Origin of the sequence: Sphingomonas oleivorans, assembly GCF_003050615.1 — a bacterium.
Lineage (GTDB): Bacteria > Pseudomonadota > Alphaproteobacteria > Sphingomonadales > Sphingomonadaceae > Sphingomonas_H > Sphingomonas_H oleivorans.
Map to the genome: position 1 here is coordinate 849,360 of NZ_NWBU01000004.1, position 22,270 is coordinate 871,629.

The 22,270-nt window shown below is 65.4% G+C and carries 25 protein-coding genes and 1 tRNA gene; 19 read left to right on the forward strand and 7 right to left on the reverse strand.

Going from position 1 to position 22,270, the window contains the following annotated elements; genetic code table 11:
* Positions 1-224: 224 nt before the first annotated feature.
* The 7 genes from CLG96_RS18450 to CLG96_RS04305 all read left to right on the forward strand — a co-directional run bounded on the left by CLG96_RS18450 (position 225) and on the right by CLG96_RS04305 (position 5,201).
* Positions 225-443: a hypothetical protein gene (locus CLG96_RS18450; protein ID WP_133175337.1), complete on the forward strand. Its 219-nt coding sequence runs from the start codon at positions 225-227 to the stop codon at positions 441-443.
* 357 nt (positions 444-800) lie between these two features.
* Positions 801-1,217, forward strand: a complete 417-nt coding sequence (locus CLG96_RS04280; protein ID WP_107966554.1) for a hypothetical protein — start codon at positions 801-803, stop codon at positions 1,215-1,217.
* A 72-nt stretch (positions 1,218-1,289) separates the two neighbouring features.
* Positions 1,290-1,904, forward strand: a complete 615-nt coding sequence (locus CLG96_RS04285) for a hypothetical protein (protein WP_107966555.1) — start codon at positions 1,290-1,292, stop codon at positions 1,902-1,904.
* A 50-nt stretch (positions 1,905-1,954) separates the two neighbouring features.
* The gene (locus tag CLG96_RS04290) at positions 1,955-2,515 is read left to right on the forward strand and encodes a hypothetical protein (protein WP_133175339.1); all 561 of its coding nucleotides are present in this window, start codon (positions 1,955-1,957) and stop codon (positions 2,513-2,515) included.
* 28 nt (positions 2,516-2,543) lie between these two features.
* A complete protein-coding gene (locus CLG96_RS04295; protein ID WP_107966557.1) occupies positions 2,544-2,729 on the forward strand; it encodes an ester cyclase in 186 nt (61 codons plus the stop codon).
* Positions 2,730-3,204: 475 nt separating this feature from the next.
* Positions 3,205-4,587 carry an ATP-binding protein gene (locus tag CLG96_RS04300; protein WP_165799531.1) on the forward strand — a complete coding sequence of 461 codons (1,383 nt, stop codon included), beginning with the start codon at positions 3,205-3,207 and terminating at the stop codon, positions 4,585-4,587.
* Positions 4,587-5,201, forward strand: a complete 615-nt coding sequence (locus CLG96_RS04305) for a hypothetical protein (RefSeq protein ID WP_107966559.1) — start codon at positions 4,587-4,589, stop codon at positions 5,199-5,201. Before CLG96_RS04300 ends, CLG96_RS04305 begins: the two co-directional genes overlap by 1 nt.
* 299 nt (positions 5,202-5,500) lie before the next feature.
* Here CLG96_RS04305 and CLG96_RS04310 read toward each other — a convergent pair whose 3' ends face one another.
* A complete protein-coding gene (locus tag CLG96_RS04310) occupies positions 5,501-6,910 on the reverse strand; it encodes a hypothetical protein (RefSeq protein ID WP_243395604.1) in 1,410 nt (469 codons plus the stop codon).
* A 110-nt stretch (positions 6,911-7,020) separates the two neighbouring features.
* On the opposite strand from CLG96_RS04310, the gene CLG96_RS04315 reads away from it, so the two are divergent.
* Positions 7,021-7,743, forward strand: a complete 723-nt coding sequence (locus CLG96_RS04315) for a DUF4238 domain-containing protein (RefSeq protein WP_133175340.1) — start codon at positions 7,021-7,023, stop codon at positions 7,741-7,743.
* A gap of 283 nt (positions 7,744-8,026) precedes the next feature.
* On the opposite strand, the gene CLG96_RS19305 is transcribed toward CLG96_RS04315, so the two are convergent.
* Positions 8,027-8,161, reverse strand: a complete 135-nt coding sequence (locus CLG96_RS19305) for a hypothetical protein (protein ID WP_279330515.1) — start codon at positions 8,159-8,161, stop codon at positions 8,027-8,029.
* Between the two features lie 297 nt (positions 8,162-8,458).
* On the opposite strand from CLG96_RS19305, the gene CLG96_RS04325 reads away from it, so the two are divergent.
* The 3 genes from CLG96_RS04325 to CLG96_RS04335 are packed head-to-tail and all read left to right on the forward strand — an operon-like array spanning position 8,459 to position 11,085.
* Complete coding sequence (locus CLG96_RS04325; protein WP_107966562.1) at positions 8,459-8,977, forward strand: DUF3489 domain-containing protein; 519 nt, start codon at positions 8,459-8,461, stop codon at positions 8,975-8,977.
* A gap of 1 nt (position 8,978) precedes the next feature.
* Entirely contained in the window at positions 8,979-9,407 is a 429-nt protein-coding gene (locus CLG96_RS04330; RefSeq protein WP_107966563.1) for a DUF2924 domain-containing protein, read from the forward strand.
* Complete coding sequence (locus CLG96_RS04335) at positions 9,400-11,085, forward strand: recombinase family protein (protein ID WP_107966564.1); 1,686 nt, start codon at positions 9,400-9,402, stop codon at positions 11,083-11,085. The genes CLG96_RS04330 and CLG96_RS04335 overlap by 8 nt, the downstream gene beginning before the upstream one ends.
* Before the next feature lie 354 nt (positions 11,086-11,439).
* Here CLG96_RS04335 and CLG96_RS04340 read toward each other — a convergent pair.
* Positions 11,440-11,526: transfer RNA gene (locus tag CLG96_RS04340), tRNA-Leu, on the reverse strand.
* Between the two features lie 92 nt (positions 11,527-11,618).
* Positions 11,619-12,722 (reverse strand): 6-phosphofructokinase, encoded by a 1,104-nt coding sequence (locus tag CLG96_RS04345; protein WP_107966565.1) that lies wholly within the window; start codon positions 12,720-12,722, stop codon positions 11,619-11,621.
* A 93-nt stretch (positions 12,723-12,815) separates the two neighbouring features.
* Between CLG96_RS04345 and CLG96_RS04350 the strand changes: the two genes are divergently transcribed.
* On the forward strand, positions 12,816-14,183 hold the full coding sequence (locus CLG96_RS04350; protein ID WP_243395605.1) for an MATE family efflux transporter: 1,368 nt from the start codon (positions 12,816-12,818) through the stop codon (positions 14,181-14,183).
* Here CLG96_RS04350 and CLG96_RS04355 read toward each other — a convergent pair.
* The gene (locus CLG96_RS04355) at positions 14,152-14,955 is read right to left on the reverse strand and encodes a zinc-ribbon domain-containing protein (RefSeq protein WP_107966566.1); all 804 of its coding nucleotides are present in this window, start codon (positions 14,953-14,955) and stop codon (positions 14,152-14,154) included. The two genes, CLG96_RS04350 and CLG96_RS04355, sit on opposite strands and share 32 nt — an antisense overlap.
* 166 nt (positions 14,956-15,121) lie before the next feature.
* Between CLG96_RS04355 and ftsE the strand changes: the two genes are divergently transcribed.
* From ftsE to CLG96_RS04375, 4 genes are read left to right on the forward strand one after another with little or no spacing between them, the layout of a single operon-like run.
* The gene (ftsE, locus tag CLG96_RS04360) at positions 15,122-15,844 is read left to right on the forward strand and encodes a cell division ATP-binding protein FtsE (protein ID WP_107966567.1); all 723 of its coding nucleotides are present in this window, start codon (positions 15,122-15,124) and stop codon (positions 15,842-15,844) included.
* The gene (locus CLG96_RS04365; RefSeq protein WP_107966568.1) at positions 15,841-16,740 is read left to right on the forward strand and encodes a cell division protein FtsX; all 900 of its coding nucleotides are present in this window, start codon (positions 15,841-15,843) and stop codon (positions 16,738-16,740) included. Before ftsE ends, CLG96_RS04365 begins: the two co-directional genes overlap by 4 nt.
* Positions 16,737-17,267: a YdcF family protein gene (locus CLG96_RS04370; protein ID WP_107966569.1), complete on the forward strand. Its 531-nt coding sequence runs from the start codon at positions 16,737-16,739 to the stop codon at positions 17,265-17,267. Before CLG96_RS04365 ends, CLG96_RS04370 begins: the two co-directional genes overlap by 4 nt.
* 18 nt (positions 17,268-17,285) lie before the next feature.
* Positions 17,286-17,987 carry a lysophospholipid acyltransferase family protein gene (locus CLG96_RS04375; RefSeq protein ID WP_107966570.1) on the forward strand — a complete coding sequence of 234 codons (702 nt, stop codon included), beginning with the start codon at positions 17,286-17,288 and terminating at the stop codon, positions 17,985-17,987.
* Positions 17,988-17,999: 12 nt separating this feature from the next.
* On the opposite strand, the gene CLG96_RS04380 is transcribed toward CLG96_RS04375, so the two are convergent.
* A complete protein-coding gene (locus tag CLG96_RS04380) occupies positions 18,000-18,908 on the reverse strand; it encodes a prephenate/arogenate dehydrogenase family protein (RefSeq protein WP_107966571.1) in 909 nt (302 codons plus the stop codon).
* Positions 18,908-20,008, reverse strand: coding sequence for a histidinol-phosphate transaminase (gene hisC, locus CLG96_RS04385; protein ID WP_107966572.1), 1,101 nt, complete (start codon positions 20,006-20,008; stop codon positions 18,908-18,910). Before hisC ends, CLG96_RS04380 begins: the two co-directional genes overlap by 1 nt.
* Before the next feature lie 80 nt (positions 20,009-20,088).
* Here hisC and metX point away from each other — a divergent pair, with 80 nt between their 5' ends.
* The 3 genes from metX to metW are packed head-to-tail and all read left to right on the forward strand — an operon-like array spanning position 20,089 to position 22,234.
* A complete protein-coding gene (gene metX / locus CLG96_RS04390) occupies positions 20,089-21,210 on the forward strand; it encodes a homoserine O-acetyltransferase MetX (RefSeq protein WP_107966573.1) in 1,122 nt (373 codons plus the stop codon).
* Positions 21,207-21,647: a GNAT family N-acetyltransferase gene (locus CLG96_RS04395; protein ID WP_107966574.1), complete on the forward strand. Its 441-nt coding sequence runs from the start codon at positions 21,207-21,209 to the stop codon at positions 21,645-21,647. The genes metX and CLG96_RS04395 overlap by 4 nt, the downstream gene beginning before the upstream one ends.
* Positions 21,644-22,234 (forward strand): methionine biosynthesis protein MetW, encoded by a 591-nt coding sequence (gene metW / locus CLG96_RS04400; protein ID WP_107966575.1) that lies wholly within the window; start codon positions 21,644-21,646, stop codon positions 22,232-22,234. The genes CLG96_RS04395 and metW overlap by 4 nt, the downstream gene beginning before the upstream one ends.
* Positions 22,235-22,270 lie beyond the last annotated feature (36 nt).

Below are 22,270 nucleotides of genomic sequence, written 5' to 3' on the forward strand. Positions count from 1 at the left end.
GATCTCAGCGGTTGTCCCGACGGGCCCTCACCTCGGCAGCCAAGACACCCGCCGGATTTTCAGCGTATCAACGGATGGGACCAAATCCGAAATGGATCATGTTTTCATGATCATTCGCGCCAAAATGCGGACAGCTCAGGGCGCAGTCGACTCTGCGCATCCCCCGGTCTCACCAAGATGCATACGACCGTTTTAGAATAAGGAAATTCGAGAGAGGAAATGAGATGCTTGCCGAGGCGAGCCCAGATCGAGCGTTAGACGATGAACAGGAGTGGGGGATGCGCAGAGCCGGACTGATCGACAATATGCAAGCCTGCCTGGACGAGATGGATGCTCTGGGATTCAATTTTGCTGCAGCCCATCTTTCGCTTGGTCTGGACCTGCTGAAAGGCGAACAAGGGGTGCCATTCTGCGCGAGCGCAAGGCGGCCTGGTAGCCGCTAGCCTCATCGACAAATCAGGCGATGGCCAGGCGAGATGGCTGATCTGGCTATCAACGGATCATTTGCTCGAATGGCAATTCGTCGTCGCTAGCGGCGACGGATCCGGCGAAACCAGCCCCAGCGTCACTCGGGCTGCCGTAGATGTGGCTCGCTTCCTTGAGCGTTACCAAGCCGGCTACATCCATTAGAGAACAGCATCGGCTGAAATAACCACCCAGGTCGCCACATAATTTCCGCGATACTGAGCATTCGCGTGAAGTGAGCGGAGCGACACTATGCGTTTGCGGCGGCACTGCACTCGCTTGACAGATATTCGGAGCAGTTGCACGAATGCCGCCCTCAAGGGGAATATTCATATATGAAACTCAAGAATTGCCTGCCGCTTGCGGCGGTGGTGGCACTCGCCTTCGCGTCTTCGGCGCATGCCTTCGAGAAGCCCAAGAAAACCTATGTCGTCGTCAACGAAGCCGCCGGCGTGCCCGTCTTCCCGTACGACATTACCGATCGCCCCTATGAAGTGATCGGTCAGGTAGAGGCGGGAGTCCGCAAGGCCACGATCTTCAGCAAGGAAGCATCGCAGGAAAAAATCTATCGCGAGCTCTGGGAACGCGCCGAAAAGATGGGAGCCGACGCTGTCGTCAAGGCGAACTATGGCGATTCCCATGTATCGGCATTCAGCTGGGGCAAGACCAACGCGACCGGCGTTGCCATCAAATTCAAGAGCGACGCGACCACGACTGCTTCCGGCGCTGCCGGGGTAGGAACCGCTAACTGATTCCAAAGCCGGGCGCTTAGCGCCCGGCCACCGCGCCACCTTCTCCAGAAGGACATGTCCTTGACCAGAATTATGGTCGCGATCGGGCTGTTCGCATCGTGGTCGCAGACGGCCATGGCGCAACAGCAAATTGCGCCGCAAGCAGGGCCTGCCGCGGTGACGGCAACAATTATAACCCAGCCTGCGAGCGTTGCGCCGAGCACACTGCTCGTTGATCGCGATACGATGATCCGCCTGATGGTGGTCAATGAGGTGACGACCAAGACCGCCAAGGCAGGCGATAGATTCCTGCTCCGCGTTGACGAGGCTGTGGTCGTCGATGGCGTCACTGTCATCCCCGTTGGCACGAAGGCCTGGGGCGAAGTCGTATCCGCGGAGGAAAGCGGCGTCGTCGGCAAGTCCGGCAAGCTCAGCGCCCGCCTGCTCAACATCGAGCTTCCATCAGGAACGGTGGCGCTGCGTGGCGACAATGCGACGGCCGGTGCGGGCGGCACCGGAGAGACGGTGATGGGCGTCCTGGGACTTGGCCCTTTTGGCCTGTTGGCACGCGGCAACAATGCCAAGCTCAAGGCTGGCGAGATCTTCAACGGCTATCCAGCCACAGATATGCTATTCGTCAAGGCGACCGGCCAGTTGCACCCTGCCCCGCCGTCTGAGGCCCCTCTGGCCATCGTCGGTGCCCAATGAAATCGGCTGCGCGGCGATGGCGGGCTACCGCGACCGTTTTGATCGCCGGCATGAGCCTCGGCTGTTCCATACAAACGTTGGCGCAGGAGAGTTCAACATCGCCGGTTGTTGCCGAGATCGCGATACCCGTTCCGGATCAGATGGTCCTTCGTGCCGGCACCGAGGTGCCGATGCGCACCAATGGCGAGCTAAGTTCGAAGACGAACCGCCAAGGCGATCGCTTCGATCTTACGGTCACCGAAGATGTGCTGGTCGGCCCGCACATCGTCATTCCTCGTGGCGCGCGCGGCATTGGCGAGATTACCCGTCTCATTCCCAAGGGTGCCTTTGGAAAATCAGGCAAGCTTGAGTTGCGCCTACTTTATGTCGAGGTTGGCAACGCCCGCGTGCGGCTTGATGGGCGCGCCGGCGATCGCGGGCGCAGCGGGACGGGCGCTACGGTTGCGACCGCTGTCCTCGCAGGTGTTTTCTCTGCCTTCGTCACAGGAACCAGCGCCAGATTGCCGAGCGGCTCGACACTGGTCGGCTATGTCGAGCGCGATCTGCCGCTTGTATTGCGGCCACGATCTGCTGCCGGTGATGCGCAAATGACGCAAGGAGCAGCGAACTAGGACACGTTCGTTGTCCTCAAGGATTGGGATGAGCGGCCATTTCACCAGCTATTTCCAAAGCCGGACGGGTACGGGCCAGCCGGTCGATTTCATCGCGACCGACATCCTGCGCGTGCAGGACGGCAAAATCACTGACCATTCGCACCTGGAGGACAATCTGACCTTGCTCAAGCAGATCGGCATCATTGCGACCGCTCAGAACCAGAGATCCTGACAAAGGGCCGATAGCCACGCGCACTATAATGAACGTCTGCGGCGATAAGGCGCATGGGACATGAACGGCCGCATCGTATGTTAAAGTGGAAATCTGGCCGATTGCGGACTGGCAGGTTCGGGGCCGACATGGTGCCAGAGCCGCCATTCATCCCCACCGCTGTGGGGTGGCAGCTCGCGACCAATCCGGTCATCCGGCGATCACAACGTGAACGTCTGCTTCTAGCAGAACCGGCCGGCCAGCTACGCATCCACATCCGGTAGTTGAGCGGCCAAGCTCCAAACCCCGGAAGCGGTCGTTCGTGGAGTTGGTTCACCGGCCCACGCAAGCGGCTAATCCATTTTTTGGTCCCGCGGTCTGGCTTCGTGCCGCCCACCGCGCTCTTTCGCCCAGCCAACCTCACTCGAGCTTCGCGATTGAAAACGCTGGCGGGCCGTGAAACTACTGACCGGAGCGCATCGCGGCGGGGGCAAGCTTGCAACAGATCGAAGTTAAGGTTGAGAACGATCATATTCAGAGGATCACCACGGCGCGGCCGCTCGTGGCGATCTCCGAACTGATCTGGAATGCCTATGATGCCGACGCCACCGAAGTTCGCGTTCAGCTCGAAGAAGGGCAGCTTACTCGCCTCGGGACAATCCGGGTAACCGACAACGGCACGGGAATTTCACTCGATGCGGTCGAGGAGTCCTTCCAGAAGCTCGGCGGATCCTGGAAGAAATTAGCAACCAAGACGAACGGAGGCCGCGCCATCCATGGCGAGAAGGGTCAGGGCCGCTTCAAAGCCTTCTCTTTGGGCGAGACCGTTGCGTGGACATCCAACAATGGCGGCCGCCGATTCACCATTTTCGGGCAGAAGGCGGACCTGAAGCGCTTCGAACTGAGTGAACCCGTCGCGTCGTCCGATCAGGGCTGCACGGTCGACATACGAAATGTCGTGAAGGATTTCAAAATCTGGGCCAGCGACGGCTTTGCCGATCGCATCCGGGACATGTTCGCTCTCCAACTCTACGACGACGCAAATTTCCGCATCATCTATGACGGTATCGAAGTTGACGCGCGCGAGGCGATCGCCGCTGTTACGCCCATTCCGATCAGCATTGACCAGGGTGGAAGCGCCCACGAGGCGATACTCGAAATTGTCGAGTGGAAGAAGCCCGTCGACCGAAAGCTCATGCTGTGCCTTCCTGGGCGCTTCAGCTTTCATGAGATGCCACCGGGCATTCAGGCTCGGGGGTTCGAGTTCACGGCATATCTGACGTCCGAGCACTTTCAGAAGCTCGCCGACGACAACACCGAGGGACTGGTCGAACTGGACCCTGCGTCCACAATGCTCATTGAGTCAGCAAAAGCGAAGCTGCGTGAGCACTTCAGAAGCAAGGAAGCGGAACGCTCCAGAGATAAGATTCAGGAGTGGGTAGAAGCCAAAATCTATCCCTATGAGGGCATTGCGGCCGATCCGATCGAGGTCAACGAGCGACAGCTGTTCGACGTTGTCGCGCTGAACCTCGCCGATTACAGCGCCGATTTCGACAAATCTCCGCCTAAGCAGAAGAAGCTAGTCCTTCAGCTTATCAAGGCGGCCATCGAAACCGGCGCCAGTAACCTTCTGTCGATTCTAGAAAAGGTCATCGACCTGCCGAAAGCGCGGCAGGACGAACTGGCGGACCTTCTCCGGAAGACGTCGTTGACCGCTGTCATCAACGCGGCAAAGGCGGTTACGGATCGATTGGAATTCCTCCGCGCTTTGCAGCTGCTGTCTTCGACCCTCAATCAAAGCGGCAGCTTCTTGAGCGGTCGCAGCTTCACCGGATCATCGCTCAAGAGACTTGGGTCTTTGGAGAGCAATACAATCTGATGAATGACGACGAGGACCTCACTTCGGTCCTCCGCAGCCATATCGGTCTCCTCGGCGACGGTCGGGCAAACCTCGGTTCGCCCGAATCCGTCCTAGATGCCGACGGCAAAGCGGCGATCGTCGATCTGATGTTGTCGTGCCGCGTGCCGACCCCGACAGACGACGAGCGCAAGCACCTCGTCGTCGAGCTGAAACGGCCATCTCAGCCGCTGAATGAGGATGTCCTGGGGCAGATTAAGAAATACGCCAAGGCCGTGGCGCTGGACGAGCGCTTCAAACACAGCAAGGTCGAGTGGGACTTTGTCGCCATTTCAAACAAGTTCACCTCCGATGCGGAGCTCGAAGCACGGCAATCAGGAAAGCCGCGCGGTCTCATTCTCGAGCTGGAAGACCCGATCCGAGTGCGCGTTTGGGCAAAGACCTGGGGAGAAATCATTCAGGAAGCCGAGGGGCGGCTCACCTTCTACAAGCGGCGATTGGAGTATCAGGCAAGCGACGACGAAGCGCTTGGCTATCTCCGGACTATCGACGCAGCTTATTTGAGTGATGCGGTCAAAGCGCGGATCGCCGAGCTTGATACGGCGGACAATTCCGATGAGACGGCGCCGGATTGAAGGGTAGACGCAGCGGGTCGGGGACGACGATACACGCCCTCTGACATAATCACCTTTTTCAGGGAGGCCGCTGCATATCTTGGCTCACCGGTGCCCCCGGCGGCTCGGCACCATCGCCGTTCGAGATCGCCTCAGGTAGCGAGGCTATCTCGCCACGATCGATCCGCCGCTATCGGCGCATTTCCGGGCCTGCGATGTGCTGATGCGGCCGCTTGACGACACCGTATGTCATGCCGCCTTTTAGCAACTCCGAAGCAGAGCTTGATCTGGTCCATGCCGCGATCCAGGAGTGGATCGCGCTACTCGCCCACTGCCAGCCGCGCGCGGGTCAGCGCGTGCACCAGCGCCAGCATCTGGCGCAGACGGTCATCGCCCTCCTCGGTCGACCAGGGCTCAACGAGATGGCCGTGCATCACCGAATTGCGAATGTCGTACCAGGTCTGGACATGATCGGGATCGAGAGTGCCCGCCGCGCCGAGCCCGCGCATGAAGGCAAGTACGCTGCGCTTGCTGACCATGCCGAGATTCGAGAGCATCCGGTCTCGAAGGCCGGAATCGTACGCGAAGGCCTTCAGATGATCCTTCATCTTCTTGAGATTGTCAGCGGAGTATTCGGGTGCCCGATCCGCCTGAGTCGTCAGGCCTGACGCCATCGCCTCGGCGGCGCCGGCTAAGGTCAAGGTCAGCGCCCAGCGCGATCCCTGCGCGGCGCCGCACATTTCCTCATAGTAGCGCGTAAGCGGGTTGGACTCGAACTCCCCGCCCTTGGCGATGAAGGTCAGGATGTCGGCATAAGCCTGCCAAAAAGCTTCCGCCCGTTGCGCACCCGGCTCCATCGAGAAGGGCTGCAACAGTCCGATCCCGCTCGGGCCCTTGGTACGGGGCGAAGGACGCAACCACACTTGGGCTGTGCCGTCACCGAGATTGCGCGCGACCATCCGTGGGTAGACGGGCATGCCCAGCAGAATGCGCAGCGGCTCGGTCAGCCAGTTCTCGAGAAAGGGGTGGTTGAGCGCCTCGCTCGTATCGGCGGTGATCCAGAGCGCCTCTTCCTCAGGCTCATAGGCGAAGGTGATTTTCGTGCCGAGCACCTCGAGCGTATGCTGGCCCGGACCATAGGTGGTGCGGATTTCGCGGTTGCCGATATGGGCCTTGGTCGTCAGCCGCTCGCTCATCGGCAGGTCGATGGGCGGGATCAGCAGCAGCTCGACGCTGCTGCGCTTCGATACCCAATGGCCCTCCGCTAGCGTCGAGAGCGCCTGCAGGTCACCGGCCAGGGGCCAGCCCCTGTCATGGTCCGTGAAGAAATCGGCCTGGGTATAGCCGCCGGACCAATGGGCACCGCGATAGTCAACCGCGTCCAGCCGCAGCAGGTCGAACGGATCATAAGGCTGCGCCTTGACCCGGTTGACCACCTCGATCGCTTTACGAAGATCGACCGCGGGTGCGGCGTGCATGAAATAACGAATCTCGGTGGCGCTGCGGATTTCGATCCGGCCCGAGCCGGTGAAGATCACGCCTTCCTCGTCGCGCCCCATCAGCGTCATCACCGGGCATTCGATTGTGCGCGGAATGCTCGACAGGCGATCGCGCCAGGTGCTGAGCGTCCGCACGCCGCTGTCCGCTGCGCCTTCCTCAGGCGCGGCACCCTCCGATTCCACTCGGAGCAGATCGGCCAGCTTGTTGCGGAGAGTGGCGATCCAGGACATCGTGCCCTTCTGCGGCATTCGCGAACGGCGTCAAGGCGGCGCGTGGACTTGTCGTGGCGACACTAGTTAGCGACAAGGGGGGCGGGCGGGCGCAGTACAGGAGGCGCTTTATGGCCACGCGATCTGCGCCGGTTTCTAGACGGCATCATTATACGCCGCGCTACTATCTCGAGCGCTTTCAGGACGCTGACGGCGCGTTGTACCGGCGCGACTGCGAAACGGGTGCCGTCGTGCTCGGCAACAAGGAGCGTTTCGGCTACAAGAACCAGTGGAACACGCTTCGCAATCCGCCGCCCGGCTATGAGTCTGACTGGGCAGAAAAGCGAATCGCTGAGATAGACGGCCTGGCGTCCGCGTTGCTGACCCGCATCTTAGCGGGGGACATGCCCGCCGATTTTCGCCCGATCGCCTACGCCATCTCCTTCATGGTGCATAATCAGCCGCGCATGTGGCGCGAACTCGAGGAGAAACACGCGAGCGAGGTCGAGCACTGGACTGACGACTGGCGGCTCGTCGTGATGCTAAATGCGGCGCTGGAGGCGGCACCGGACTACGTGCCGCCGTATTATGCCGTACAGGCCATCGATCCGGCCGAACCGGGACTGCGCTTTCTTACGTCAAGCAATCCGGTGATCAACTTCGAGAACCGGCCAACCATGCTGCTACCGGTATCTAGCCGCCACTGTTTGTTCCTCTCCTGGGATCCCGCACATCTGCGTTACGAGCGTAAATCCTTCCCCTGCGGCCGCGACATGGTCGTCGGCATCAACCAGACGACGCTGACGAATGCCTGGCAATATGTTTACTCGTCGACGCCTTCCTTCAACCCATAACTCAGAGCAGCAATCCGCAGCAGCCAACGGCAGCTATCGCCGTCAATAGTCTCGAAAGCCGACGGCCCGCCGAAGGCCAACCCTACTCCTTCGGGGGTGAAGGACACGCGAATGGTCGAAGGTCCGCTTTTCCCAGAAGCTGCCGTTTGCGGTCGCTATCGGGATGGCGGGTAAGTCCCAGCTGCCGACGCCAGTGCGCTGCATCGCGGTATCCGAGAAATGGCTGGTTCCAGGAAGCGCGCTGACGACGCTGAACGACGACAAGTGGGCGCATTTGCGACCTTCAGCACCATTCGTGGGCGATCGCGCTGATGGCGTCCGCGATGATGATCATCTCCTGACCGGTGGCCTGGAGCTGGTTGGTGAGATCGCCCACAGCCTCGCTCCCGATATCGGTCGCCTGTCCTTTTGCGGCCATGGCGGCGGCATCCTCGCAGCGCACGGTCAGCAGATAAAAGCGCCTCCGAAGGGGGTCGTGACGCGCCTTATGGTCGCTGTTGTCCGTATCCTCCACCAAGGCGGAACCCGGTGGCGAAGTCATCCGGCTTTGGGACCGGTCCGCACATTCCATTCGACTGCGCCGCCAGTTCGAGCATTGCTGTCCTCGTGAGTCGCGGCCGGCGCGGGGGCCGGCCGTAGGACCCCGACCGGGCAACCGGCGGGGCTGTGGGTGGTGGGAGCGGCGATGGTGCCGCTTCCGGCAAGGACAACTCCCATGGCCCACCCCAAACTCAGCGATATTCAGCTCATCCTCCTCTCGGCCGCCGCGCTGCGCGACAGCGGCAGCCTGCTGCCGCCCTCCGACACGCTTGGCGCGCTCAGTGACCGCATCCGCAAAGCCATCGGCGGGCTCATCCGCCGTGGCTTCGCAGCAGAGGTCGAGGTCAGCGATGAACAGTGCATCTGGCGCAGGGAGGGCGATCGCCCGATCGGGCTCGCGATTACGCCCGCCGGTCGCGACGCGCTCGCCGCCGGCACCTCCGCCGAGCCACACCCCTCTCTCGCCGAGGCCGGGATGGTCGCTACGCCCCGGGCCAGCACGACCAAGATCGGCAAAGTCCTGGCGCTGCTTGGCCGAGAGCAGGGCGCCAGCCTCGCCGAGCTGGTCGCAGCGACCGGCTGGCTGCCGCACACCATCCGGGCCGCGCTGAGCGGGCTGCGCAAGAAGGGGCATGCCGTCTCGACCGGGAAGGTCGAAGGCGTCACCCACTATCGCATCGCACAGGCCGCCTGAGATGAGGCGGCTTGATGCCCGACTGGCGGCGCTGGCGATGCTGTCGCCGGCGCAGCTTCGCGACGAATGGGCGAGGCTCTATGAATCGGCTGCGCCGCGCCTCTCCCCCGACCTGCTGAAGCTGGGGATCGCCTATCGCCTGCAGGACCAGGCCGGCAAAGGTCTCGCGGCCTCGGCGCTGCGCCAGCTCCGCTCGGGCGGTGCGCCCCCGCCGCCAGCCCGGGAGCCAGTCACCCTGCGGCCCGGCACCGAGCTGGTGCGGACCTGGCATGGCCGCACGCTCCGCGTGTCGGTCGAGGACAAGGGCTTCCGGTTCGAGGGGCGCCGGTATGCCTCGCTCACCGCCATCGCCCGCGAGATCACCGGCGCCGCCTGGTCGGGGCCCCGCTTCTTCGGCCTGACCAAGGCCAGGGAGGTGGCGCATGGCTAAGGCGCGAACCACGGTGAAGACGGCCTCCCGCCAGCTTCGCTGTGCGATCTATACGCGCAAGTCGACCGAGGACGGGCTGGAACAGGAATTCAACAGCCTCGATGCGCAGCGCGAAGCCTGCGCCGCTTATGTCCTCAGCCAGCGTCATGAAGGCTGGACCCTGGTGCCGGGTCGCTATGACGATGGCGGCTTCTCCGGCGGCACGATGGAGCGCCCCGGGCTCAAGCGGCTGCTCGCCGATATCGAAGCAGGTCGCGTCGACGTGATCGTCGTCTACAAGGTCGATCGCCTCACCCGCAGCTTGGCCGACTTCGCCAAAATCGTCGACGTGCTCGACGCGCGCGGCGCCAGCTTCGTCTCGATCACCCAGGCGTTCAACACCACCAGCAGCATGGGGCGGCTCACGCTCAACGTGCTCTTGTCCTTCGCCCAGTTCGAGCGCGAGGTCACCGGCGAGCGCATCCGCGACAAGATCGCGGCGTCCAAGAAGAAGGGGCTATGGATGGGCGGGCCCGTCCCGCTCGGCTATGAGGTCCGCGACCGCAAGCTGGTCGTGAACCAGGCCGAAGCCGAACTCGTCCGCCACATCATGCGCCGCTACATTGCGCTGCGCTCGGTCAACGAGCTCGTCGAGGAACTTGCCCGGGACGGGCATCGCACCAAGGTCCAGCGCCGTGCCAGCGGGCCGCACAAGGGCGGATGCCCCTTCCACCGCGGCACGCTCTACCATCTGCTCGCCAACCGCATCTATCTGGGCCAGATCGTCCACAAAGGGGTCGCCCATCCCGGCGAGCATGAAGCCATTGTCCCGCCCGATCTCTGGGACGCGGTCCAGGACAAGCTCGCGGCACGAGGCCCGGGTCGGATCGTCAAGCGCGAGGGGCTCCACCGCTCCGCGCTCACGGGGATCCTGGTCGACGGTCTCGGCCGGCCGATGACGCCGAACCATGCGGTCAAGGGCGCGAAGCGCTATCACTATTATGTCACGCGCGAACCCTCCGCGGCCGAGCCCGCCTGGCGTGTTGCTGCGCAGGACATCGAGCGCATCGTTGCCGCACGCGTCGAAGCGCTGCTGCGCGACCGCAATCGTCTCGCCCGACTCGTGGCTGCGGTCGATCCAAGGCAGGTCGAAACGGTGGCCGCCGCCGCAGAACGATTGGCGACAACACAGGCGATCCTCGCCGATCCAGCGGCGATTGGCCTCGAGCAGATCGGCCTGCATGAGGATCGCATCGAGATTATTCTCCGCGCGCGCGATCTGCTCCGGGCCTGCAATGTCACGGTCGAGGACGACCTTGAGGAGCGCATCACCCTTACCGCACCCGTGTCCCGCGTCCGGCGCGGACATGAGCTGCGGCTGGTCATCCCTGGAGAGGGTCCAGCGGAGCCACCAGTGGCTGGGCGGAACGAGCGTCTGGTCGCCTTGCTGGCCGAAGCGATCGAAGTGCGAGACAGCCTATTGGCGGCACCCGGTCGATCACTGCATCAGATCGCCCATACCCAAGGCAAATGCCGCAAGCGGCTCGCGAAGCTCATCCGGCTGAGCTGGCTGGTACCCGAGATCGTCCGCGCCATCCTCGAGGGCAGCCAGCCCGCGACGCTCACCCCGCGTGCGCTTCTGGACGCGGAGCTTGCCCTCGACTGGCGCGCGCAACGCGCCGCGCTCGGGATGCCGTAGCGGTCGCACATCCTCAAGTGCCTCGGCGGGCGCTGCGCGACAGCGCCCTTGCGCGTTTGCGGATGGGTCGCTGGCTCCCCCAGAGTCGGTCTTCCCTGACCCGGTCATGCCGAAATGGCCGCCGACTGCCTGCTTCCCGCTCAGTCCTGCGGGAGACGCATAGACCTCACTTGCACGAGTTGAGGTCAGTCATTTGCCCACCAGAGACACGGGCAGATATTCTGCAGGCAAAGTCCGGAGCAGAGACACCGCTCGCCTCACCTGCAAATCGGGAGCCGGCAAAGCCTCGGAAAATGGGGGAGAATTCCCGGAGCACCCAGGAATTATCTAATTATCCCAATAACTTAGAGTGTTTGGTGCGGTCGAGAAGACTCGAACTTCCACGGCCTTTCGGCCACAACGACCTCAACGTTGCGCGTCTACCAGTTCCGCCACGACCGCACGTGAAAACCGGGTTTGTCACCCGGCGATCTGGAGAGGGGCGCGCATTAACAGAGGAATTCGGGGTCTGCAACAGGCTTCGCACCCAAATCTCAATAGAGGAACATCGGCATGCCCTCGACCCGCATCAGCTTCGCGCGATAATGATAGGGATCATAGAGGCCCTCCACATCCACCGACCGGGTCGATCGAAGCAGCGTGTCGGCCGGAACATGATCATATCGGCCCTGATTCAGCGTCACCATCCGCCCCATCCGCCGGGAGTGGATCAACTGCACCGCCAGCCCGCCGAAAGCGAATCCTACCATCCGGTCGAGCGCGTCCGGCTCGCCCGCGCGCATCAGATAGGCGAGTTCCTGCACCACCGTTCCCTGCCCCGTACGCGCCTCGAGATGCTTGGCGAGGCGATGGCCGACGCCCGCCAGCAGCCGCTGGCTGGCGGATTTGGCGATGTCGCTCTTGTCGGGCAGCGCCTCGCCGACGATCGAGGCGCCCTCCGAGATCACGCAGACGGCATAATTTGCGGGCCGCGACTTCTTGTCCGCGACGATCAGCGGCACGAGCCGGTCAAGATCGACCGGCACTTCGGAGATCAGCGTGCGATCGACCTGGGCGAGAAAGCCCGATAGCAGCGCGGTCTCGCCGCTGCGCCGGCCGAACAGCTCGATCACCGCGATCCGCTCATGACTCTCGGTCGTCGTCCGCAGCGCATTGATCGCCTCCACCGAGCGAGTGACCGCGGTCGAGAAGCCGATGCAATAATCGGTGCCGAACACGTCGTTGTCCATCGTCTTGGGGATGGAGATGATCGGATAGCCGAGCCCCGCCAGATGGGCAGAGAAGCGCAGCGTTCCGTCGCCGCCGAGCGTGATCATCGCATCCACGCCCATCGCGTCGAGCACGCGCAGCACATGATCGGTCCGGTCGCCTTCCGGCGCGGTGCGCGGATCGACGCGCGATGTGTGGAGGATGGTGCCGCCCATGCGGTCAATGCCGCGCACCCGCTCGCGATCGAGCTTGTAGCTATAGGCCGCAATACTCGCCGGGTCCTCCGGATCGATCTTCAGGAAGCCGCCCCAGCCCCGGCGGAACCCGATCACCTCCCAGCCGAGATCGATCGCGGAAAGCGTGATCGAGCGGATGCAGGGATTGAGCCCCGGCACATCACCGCCGCCCGTCAGGATCCCGATGCGCATGCAGCCTCCTTTCGACCCCGATATGGTCATCCAGTCCACCAATGCCGTCGCGCCCAACTGGTTTCCACGCCCGCCCGATCCGCCTATTCCCGGATGATGCGCCCCGCCCTCCCCGAAATCGCCGCCGAGGCGCGCCGCCAGCTCAGCCTGGCCTGGCCGGTGATGCTGACCAGCCTGAACTGGACGCTGATGCACCTGATCGACGTCGCGATCGTCGGCCAATTCGGGACAAGCGAGCTCGGCTCGCTCGCGGCGGGGCGCACGCTCACCTTCATCACCATCGTCATGGGCCTGGCGGCGCTGTCCGGCGTGCTCGTCCATAGCGCGCGGGCGGATGGCGCGCGGGACGCGCGCGCCACGGGCGACTATTTCCGGGCCGGCCTGATCTTCGCGCTGGGGCTGGGCATCGCCTGTATGGCGGTGCTGCTATTCTGGGCCGGGCCGCTGATCCGGCTCGCAGGCGTGGCACCGGACATGGCGGAAGGCGGCACGGCGGTGGTGCGTGCGATGGCGCTCGCCTATCCTGCCCAATTCCTGCTGGCCGCCGCTGCCCATTTCCTCGAAGGCGTCAGCCGCCCGCGCCGCGTGACGGTGGTGAACCTCGCCATGCTCCCGCTCAACGCGCTGCTCGCCTGGGCCTGGGTCGGCGGCCATCTCGGCCTGCCGGCGCTGGGCGCGGTCGGCGCGGCGCTGGCGACCGCCACCGTCTCGGCGCTGGGTGCGGCGGCCATGCTCGTATCGGCCTGGACCTTGCCCGATGCGGGACCACGCGGCGTGCGCGATCTTTCGGCTCCGGCCTGGCGCCGGGCAGTGGCGGATACGCCCGCGCTGATCCGTTTCGGCACCGTGCCCGCGCTCGCCTCGGGGCTGGAGCTGGCGGGATTTTCCTGGCTGATCGCATTGTCGACCCAGCTCGGCGCGGTCAGCGCGGCTGCCTTCCAGACGGTCTTCTCGCTGCACAACCTCGCATTCTCCATGGCGCTGGGCTTCGGATCGGCGGCGGGCGTGCGCGTCGGCAATGCGGTAGGCGCGCAGGACTATGGCGCAGCGCTGCCCCGCAGCCTGATCGCGGCGGGGCTGGCGGTGATCGGCATGGGCGCCCTCAGCCTGTTCCTCTTCCTCGGCAGTGATCCTGCCGTCCGGCCCTTCACCAATGATCCGGCGGTGGCGCGGCTCGCGGCCGGGCTGCTGGCGCTGCTCGCGCCCTTCATGATCTTCGATGGGCTGCAGCTCGTCTTCGTCTATGTGCTGCGCTCGCTCGGCGATCAGGTAGCCGCCGGAATCAACGGCATATTCGCCTTCTTCCTCGTCACCGGCGGGCTCGGCTGGTGGCTGGTGCGCGCCGGCCTTGGCGCGCCGGCGCTGATCGTCGCCTCGGCTGCGGGCATGGTGGTCGCCGCCCTGCTCCAGGGCGGGCGGCTATGGTGGGTCAGTTGGCGGCGCCCACGAAGCTCGCGCTGATCGAGCGGGCGGTGCGCGGCACGTCCACCGCCGCCGAATCGAATTCCGCGCTGGATCCGGCGGGCAGCAGCCGCACCGGCCGTACGATCGTCCAGCTATAGACGATCCGCCCCTGCGCATCGCGCAGTTCGGCGCGGATATCGGGCACGCGCTGGGCGCTATCGGTGCGGTTGACCACGCGACCGCTGACAGCGGCGAGCGCATCGCCGCCTTCCCCGCCGATCGCGCCCCAATCGGGCTCGCGCACAATCTCGATGGCGAGCGGCACGGGGCGCATGGCGAGCCCCAGCCGCGCCGCCACCTCGTCATAGCCCAATGTCGCGATCGCGGCCGCGACGCCCAGCGCCACCGCCGCCGTGACGATAGCGAGCGCAATCCACAGCCCCCTGAGCCGCCGGCGCGGGCGGAAGGGCGCCTCATGCGCGAAGGGATCGAAAGCGTCGGGATCGGCCGTCGCCTGAGCGCCTTCCTCCGCCGGCGGTTCCGCGATCCGGACGGGACGGGAAACGGCCGCGGCGGGCAGTGGTGCTGCCATCTGGCTGAATTCCGGTTCCCGCTCCGGTTCGGGCTCAAGCTCGGGTGCCGGAGATACGGCTTCGGCAGCGGGCGGCATCGCCTCCTCTGCCGGCTCGGCCAGTTCCGGCGCAAGATCGGACGGGGCCGCGAACCAGCTATGGCCGCAGGCGGCACAGCGCACCTGCCGGCCGTTCGGGCCGAGCGCCGTATCCGGGATTTCATAGCTGGTCTGGCAGGCGGGGCAGGTAAGGATCATCCGTAGGCAAGCTCGAGCACAGACACGCCGACATAGACGCAACGGCCACTAACCACGCCACCCCGCCCGCCGCAAGCCGCACGATCTTCCGCACCCGCTTTACGCAAAGGGCGGCGCTGTGCCATGGCGATCCTGATCTCAAGGACGAAGGGGTGCGCCGGGCGCGATGGCCAGCATCGTGCAATTCGAGAATGTCGGCCTGCGCTACGGCACGGGCGCGGAAATATTGTCGGACCTGAGCTTCAGCCTGGCCAGGGGTTCCTTCCATTTCCTCACCGGACCGTCGGGCGCGGGCAAGACCTCGCTGCTGCGCCTGCTGTTCCTCGCCCAGCGGCCGAGCCGCGGCCTGATCCGCCTGTTCGGCGAGGATATCGTCACGCTGCCGCGCGATCGCATGCCGCTGTTCCGCCGGCGCATCGGCGTGGTGTTCCAAGATTTCCGGCTGATCCCCTATCTTTCCGCCTATGACAATGTCGCGCTGCCGCTGCGCGTCGCGGGCGTGGATGAGGCGGAGATCGCGACGGCGGTGAACGAGATGCTCGCCTGGGTCGGCCTCGGCAGCCGCGCATCGGCACGGCCGGCGACGCTTTCCGGCGGCGAGCAGCAGCGCGTCGCGATTGCCCGCGCGGTGATCGCCCGGCCCGAACTGCTGGTGGCGGACGAACCCACCGGAAATGTCGATCCGGACATGGCCGGCCGACTGCTCTATCTTTTCGAGGCGCTCAACAAGCTCGGCACGACCGTGATCGTCGCGACCCATGACGTGCATCTGCTCGAACGCGTGCCGGATGCGCGGACGATCCGGCTCGATCGCGGGCGGCTCGACGATCCGGCCGGGATCGTCCGTACCGACATCGCCCGGCCGCTTCCCCGGCGTCCGCTGCGATGAGCGCCGCCAGTACCGCCATGCGCGCCAGCAACCGGCGCCTGCTGCCCGAGGGGCGGCTGGAAGGGCCGCTGCCTTGGCTGATCGCGATCATGATGTTCCTGATGGTGCTCGCCGCAGCACTCGGCCTGGGGCTGGGCCGCGCCGCCGCGAGCCTGGCGGACGCGCTCGCCGGGCGCGTCACCGTGCAAATCGTCGAGGGCGATCCCCGCGCGCGCGAAGCGCAGGCCCGCGCCGCCCAGTCCGAGCTCGGGAGGATCGCCGGCATCCGTGCCGTGCGCCGCGTGGACGATGCGGAGATGCGCGCGCTGCTCGAACCCTGGCTCGGCAATATTGTAAACCATGGCGACGATCTGCCGCTGCCCGCCATGATCGACGTCGATATCGCGCCGGGCGAGCAATGGCGGCTGGCAGCGATCGGCCGAACGCTGGCGAGGATCGCGCCCGCTGCGCGGATCGACGATCATGGCCGCTCGCTCGCCCCGCTCGCCGGCCTCATCGCCTCGCTCACCTGGCTCGCTATCGCGATCGTGCTGCTGATGGCGACGGCGACCGGCTTCGTCGTCGTGCTCGCCACCCGTTCCGCGCTCGACACGCATCATGCGACGATCGAGGTGCTGCACCTGCTGGGCGCTACCGATAGCCAGATCGCTCGGCTGTTCCAGCGGCGGATCGCGCTTGATGCCTTGCTCGGCGGCGCGATCGGCCTCGCCTGCGCCGCGCCCGTCATCTTCCTGCTCGGGCTACGGCTCGGCGCGCTGGGATCGGAACTGGCCGGAACGGTGGCGCTGTGGCCGGCGGCCTGGCTGCTGCTCGGCGCACTGCCGCTTGCCGGTGCCGGGCTCGCGACGATCGCGACGCGCAGGACCGTGCTTGGCGCGTTGAGGCGAACATCATGATCGCCCGCATCGTCGCCTTCCTGCTGCTCGTCTATCTGCTCGGCTTCCCGCTCTTCGCGGTCACGCTGCCGACGCCGGCGGGCAATGGTCCGACCGACGCCATCGTCGTCCTCACCGGCGGGCGCGGCCGGGTGCAGCATGGGCTTGCGCTGCTGGAGGCGCGGCGCGCCAGGCGGATGCTCGTCTCGGGCGTCGACCGGCGGGTGAAGCCGCATGAGCTGGCGGCCCAATATGGCGTGCCGAACGGGCTGATCGATTGCTGCGTCGATCTCGGCCATGAATCGGTCGACACCCGCTCCAATGCGGAGGAGACCGCCGAATGGCTGCGCGGCCGGCGCTATCGCTCGGTGCGCCTCGTCACTACCGACTGGCATATGCCCCGCGCCCGCTTCGAGCTTGGCCGGCTGCTCGATCCGGACGTCAGGCTCGTCGCCGATCCCGTGCCCAGCCAGCCTGGGCTGCTCGATCTGGTCCGCGAATATAATAAATATCTGCTGCGCCGCATCGCGGCTCCCCTCGGAATCTGAAAGACCCTGAAATCCAATATGGCCCTGCTGCGTTCACTCGCCTTCGCGTTCGTCTTTTATGGTGGAACGATCCTCACGGTCCTCGTCGCCTTCCCGGTCGCGCTCGCCGGTCCCGCCATGCTCCGCCGCTATGTGCTGTGCTGGGCGCGCTTCCATCGCTGGTGCGCCGCCACCCTGCTCGGCATCCGCACGCGGCTGGAGGGGACGGTCCCCACCGGCCCCACGCTCGTCGCGGCCAAGCATCAGTCTATGTATGAGACGCTGGAGCTGGTCGTCCTGCTCGGCGATCCCGCGATCGTGCTCAAGCGCGAGCTGGCGGACATTCCGCTATGGGGCAAGGTGGCGCGGATGCATGGCGTGATCCCGGTCGATCGCGCAGGCTCCGCCCCAGCGCTCCGCCGCATGCTCGGGGCGGCGCGCGACGCGGTTGCGGGTGGGCGCACCATCCTCATCTTCCCGGAAGGGACGCGCGTCCTGCCCGGGGAAACGCCGCCGCTCCGCCCAGGCTTTGCCGGCCTCTATCGCCAGCTCGCCCTGCCCGTCGTGCCGGTGGCGCTGGACAGCGGCCGGCTCTGGCCCCGCGGCCTCGTCAAGCAGGCGGGCACCGTCACCATCCGCTTTGGCGAGCCCATTCCGCCCGGCCTGCCGCGCAAGGCGGCGGAAGCCCGCGTCCACGCCGCGATCAACGCGCTCGAACCCGCCTTGCACGCGGAGGGATGAGGCGGCCGGCGCCTATTCGTGCGCCCGGCCGAAATCGGGCCGGCTATCGTCCTGCCCCTGCTCGATGATGCCGCGCCGGATCGCGCGCGTGCGGGAGAAGAGATCGAACAGCGTATCGCCATCCCCCCAGCGGATCGCACGCTGAAGCGCCGTCAGATCCTCCGAAAAGCGCTGGAGGATTTCGAGCACTGCCTCGCGATTATTGAGGAACACATCACGCCACATGGTGGGATCGGACGCGGCGATACGCGTGAAGTCGCGAAAGCCACCGGCCGAATATTTGATCACTTCGCTGCGCGTCACCTCCTCCAGGTCGGAAGCGGTGCCGACTATGGTGTAAGCGATCAGATGCGGCACATGGCTGGTGATGGCGAGCACCAGATCATGATGACGAGGGTCCATGATCTCGACATTGGCACCCAGCGCCTCCCAGAAGGCGCGCAGCCGGACGACGGCCGCCTCGGGCGCATCGTCGGTCGGCGTGAGGATGCACCAGCGGCCATGGAACAGGCTCGCGAAACCCGCTTCGGGGCCGCTATGCTCGGTGCCGGCAACCGGGTGGCCGGGCACGATCGTCGCCTGCGGCAGCGCCGTGCGCAGCGCCTCGATCACGCTCGCCTTCGATCCGCCGACGTCGCTCACGATCGCATCATGGGGCAGATCGGCAGCGATGGCGGCCGCCGCCGCGCCCATCGCGCCCACCGGCACGCACAATATCACCAGATCGGCGTCGATGACCGACGCGCCCGCCGTATCCGCCACATCGTCGAGGAAGCCCAGCGCCTCGGCGCGTGCGCGCACGTCGGGATCGGCATCATGCCCCGTCACGCGCACCGTCGGCATATGCTGGCGCACGGCGCGTGCAATGGACGAGCCGATCAGCCCCAGCCCGATGATCGTGACCCGCGCGAAAGGCAGCATCAGCCCGCCCTCGCCACCAGATCGCGCAACGCCGCCGTCAGGCCCCTCATCTCCTCCTCGGTGCCGATGGTGATGCGCAGCGCATGGGGCAGCCCCTGGCCGGGCAGCCAGCGCACGATATAGCCTGCCGCCATCAGCCCCTTATAGGCCTCTTCCGCGCTCAGCCGCCCCTCGAACAGCAGGAGGATGAAATTGGCCTCGCTGGGCACGGCACGCAGCCCGGCATTGCCGAGCTGGGCGATCTGATCGGCGAACCAGGCGCGCCAGCGCGCATTATGCGCCCGGCTCGTCGCCACGAAATCGTCCGCGCCAAGTGCCGCGATCGCCGCCATCTGCCCTGCCGTGGTGACGTTGAACGGCGCGCGGATCTTGTGCATCGCCGCGATCACCGGCGCCGGGCCATAGCCCCAGCCGATCCGCTCGGCGGCAAGGCCGTGGATCTTGGAGAAGGTGCGCGTGACGAGCACATTGGGCGCGCTCTGCGCCAACGCGAAGGCGCCGTCATCGTCCGCCTCGTCCAGATATTCGGAATAGGCCTGATCGATCACCAGCAGGCAATCGCTGGGCAACGCCGCATGCAGCCGCGCAATTTCGGCGCGCGGCGTGAAGGTGCCCGTGGGATTGTTCGGATTGGCGACGAAGACGACGCGCGTCCGCTCCGTCACCGCGGCGAGCAGCGCGTCCACGTCGGTCGCATAATCCTTGTCCGGCGCCTCCACCGGCGTCGCGCCCACGCGCCGGGCCGCGATCGGATAGACGGAGAAGCCGTAGCGCACATAGAGTATCTCGTCGCCCACTCCGGCAAAGGCGCCGGCGGCGATATGCAGCACCTCGTCCGATCCCGTGCCATGGATCACGCGATCGGGATCGAGCCCATGTTTCGCCGCGATCGCCTGGCGCAGCAGCAGGGCCGTCGCATCGGGATAGCGATCGAGCGACCGCGCCGCCCCGGCAAAGGCGTCGCGCGCCTCGGCGCTGGTGCCGAGCGGATTCTCGTTGGACGAAAGCTTGGCGACCTTGCGGCCGTCATCGGTGGTCGAGCGGCCGGGCACATAAGGCGCGATCGCGTCGATCCAGGGCTTGGGGCTGGGAGCGTTCATGGCGTGCCGCTTTAGCGACGAAGCGGCCGATTCAAAACACCTGCTTGTGCGCCTCCCTCACTGGGGGTAGCGCGCCTCGAATGTTTCACGACGCCCGTTTCGGCCTTGCCCGCCATGTCACGCTGCCCGGACCGCTCCGGCTGGATGGCGGCGGCGAGCTGGCGCAGGTCGAAATCGCCTATGAAACCTATGGCACGCTCGATGCCGCGGGTTCCAACGCGGTCCTGATCTGCCATGCGCTGACCGGCGACCAGCATGTCGCCTCGACCCATCCGATCACCGGCAAACCCGGCTGGTGGGCGCGCATGGTGGGCGCGGGACAACCGATCGATCCTGCGCGCCACTTCATCATCTGCGCCAATGTGCTCGGCTCCTGCATGGGATCTTCGGGGCCGGCGAGCGTCGATCCTGCGATGGGCGTCCCCTTCGCGATGCGCTTCCCGGTCATCACCATCCGCGACATGGTCCGCGCGCAGGCGATGCTGCTCGATCATCTGGGCGTGGGCATCTGCCGCGCGGTGGTCGGTGGATCGATGGGCGGCATGCAGGTGCTGCAATGGGCGGCGACCTTTCCGGAGCGGGTGCAGGCTGCCGTCGTGATCGCGTCCGCCGCGCGCCATTCCGCGCAGAACATCGCCTTTCACGAGGTCGGCCGCCAGGCGATCATGGCCGATCCCAACTGGCGCGGCGGCGAATATTATCGGATGGACGATCCCCCCGCCGCCGGCCTCGCCGTCGCGCGCATGGCCGCGCACATCACCTATCTTTCGGAAGCGGGCCTGACCGAGAAGTTCGGCCGCCGCCTCCAGGCGCGCGATGCCAAGAGCTTCGGCTTCGACGCGGATTTCCAGGTGGAAAGCTATCTGCGCCATCAGGGGATCAGCTTCGTCGATCGGTTCGACGCCAACAGCTATCTCTACATCACCCGCGCCATGGATTATTTCGATCTGGCCGAGGAACATGGCGGCCTGCTCGCCAACGCCTTCAGGGGCACGAACACGCGCTTCTGCATCGTCAGCTTCGATACGGACTGGCTCTATCCCACGTCCGAATCGCGCAGCATCGTCCATGCGCTGAACGCGGCGGGCGCGGCGGTGAGCTTCGTCGAGCTTTCCAGCCCCTTCGGACATGACGCCTTCCTGCTCGACGTGCCCGAACTCAACGCCGTCGTGGACGGTTTCCTCAAGGCAGGCGAAGCATGACCCCCCTTCCCCCCGGCTATACCCTGTCCGACGATCCCGCAGCGCTCCAGCCCGAGGCGATCCATGCCTATCTGACGCGCAGCTACTGGGCGCCGGGCATTCCGATCGATCTGGTGATCCGATCGATCGAGGGATCGCATTGCGTCGGCGTCTATCATGATGGCGTGCAGGTCGGCTTCGCCCGCGTCATCAGCGACCATGCCACCTTCGCCCATCTGGCGGACGTCTTCGTGCTGGAGGAGCATCAGGGACGCGGCCTCGCATCCGCCATGCTGCGCTATTTCCACGACCATCCCCGGCTCCAGGGCCTACGCCGCTGGACGCTCACCACGCTCGACGCGCACAGCCTCTATGCCCGCCATGGCTGGACTCCGATGGCCGATACGGGCCGGCTGATGGAACGTTACGTGCCCGATCTCTATCGGCGGCCGGCATGACCACGCTCCGCCCCGATCTGGCGATCATCGCCGAACATGTGACGCCCGCCGCACGCATCCTGGATGTCGGCTGCGGCGATGGCGAGTTGATGGCCTGGCTGCGCGATACGCGCCATGTTGACGCGCGCGGCATCGAACTCGATGGTACAAATGTCTCCGCTGCCGTCGCGCGCGGCCTTTCGGTCGTGCAGGGCGATGCCGACACGGATCTCGCAAACTATCCCACCGACGCCTTCGACTATGCGATATTGAGCCAGACGCTCCAGACCACGCGCGCACCGGACAAGGTGCTGGGCGAGCTGCTCCGCATCGGCCGGCGTGCCTTCGTCTCCTTCCCCAATTTCGCTTATTGGCGGGTGCGCTGGTCGCTCGCCTGGGGCGGGCGCATGCCCGTCACCCCGGCACTACCGGTAAGCTGGTATGCGACGGAGAATATCCACCAACTCACCATCGATGATTTCCGCGCCTTCGTCGCCGAACGCGGCATCACCGTCGAAAATGCCTGGTTTCTCACCGGCAATCGCCGCACCAGCGCGGCCGGCGCCAATCTGCGCGCCGAACATGCGGTGTTCCTGATCCGGCGATGACGAAAGCCCCTCCCCATGCGGGAGAGGGGCCTTGCA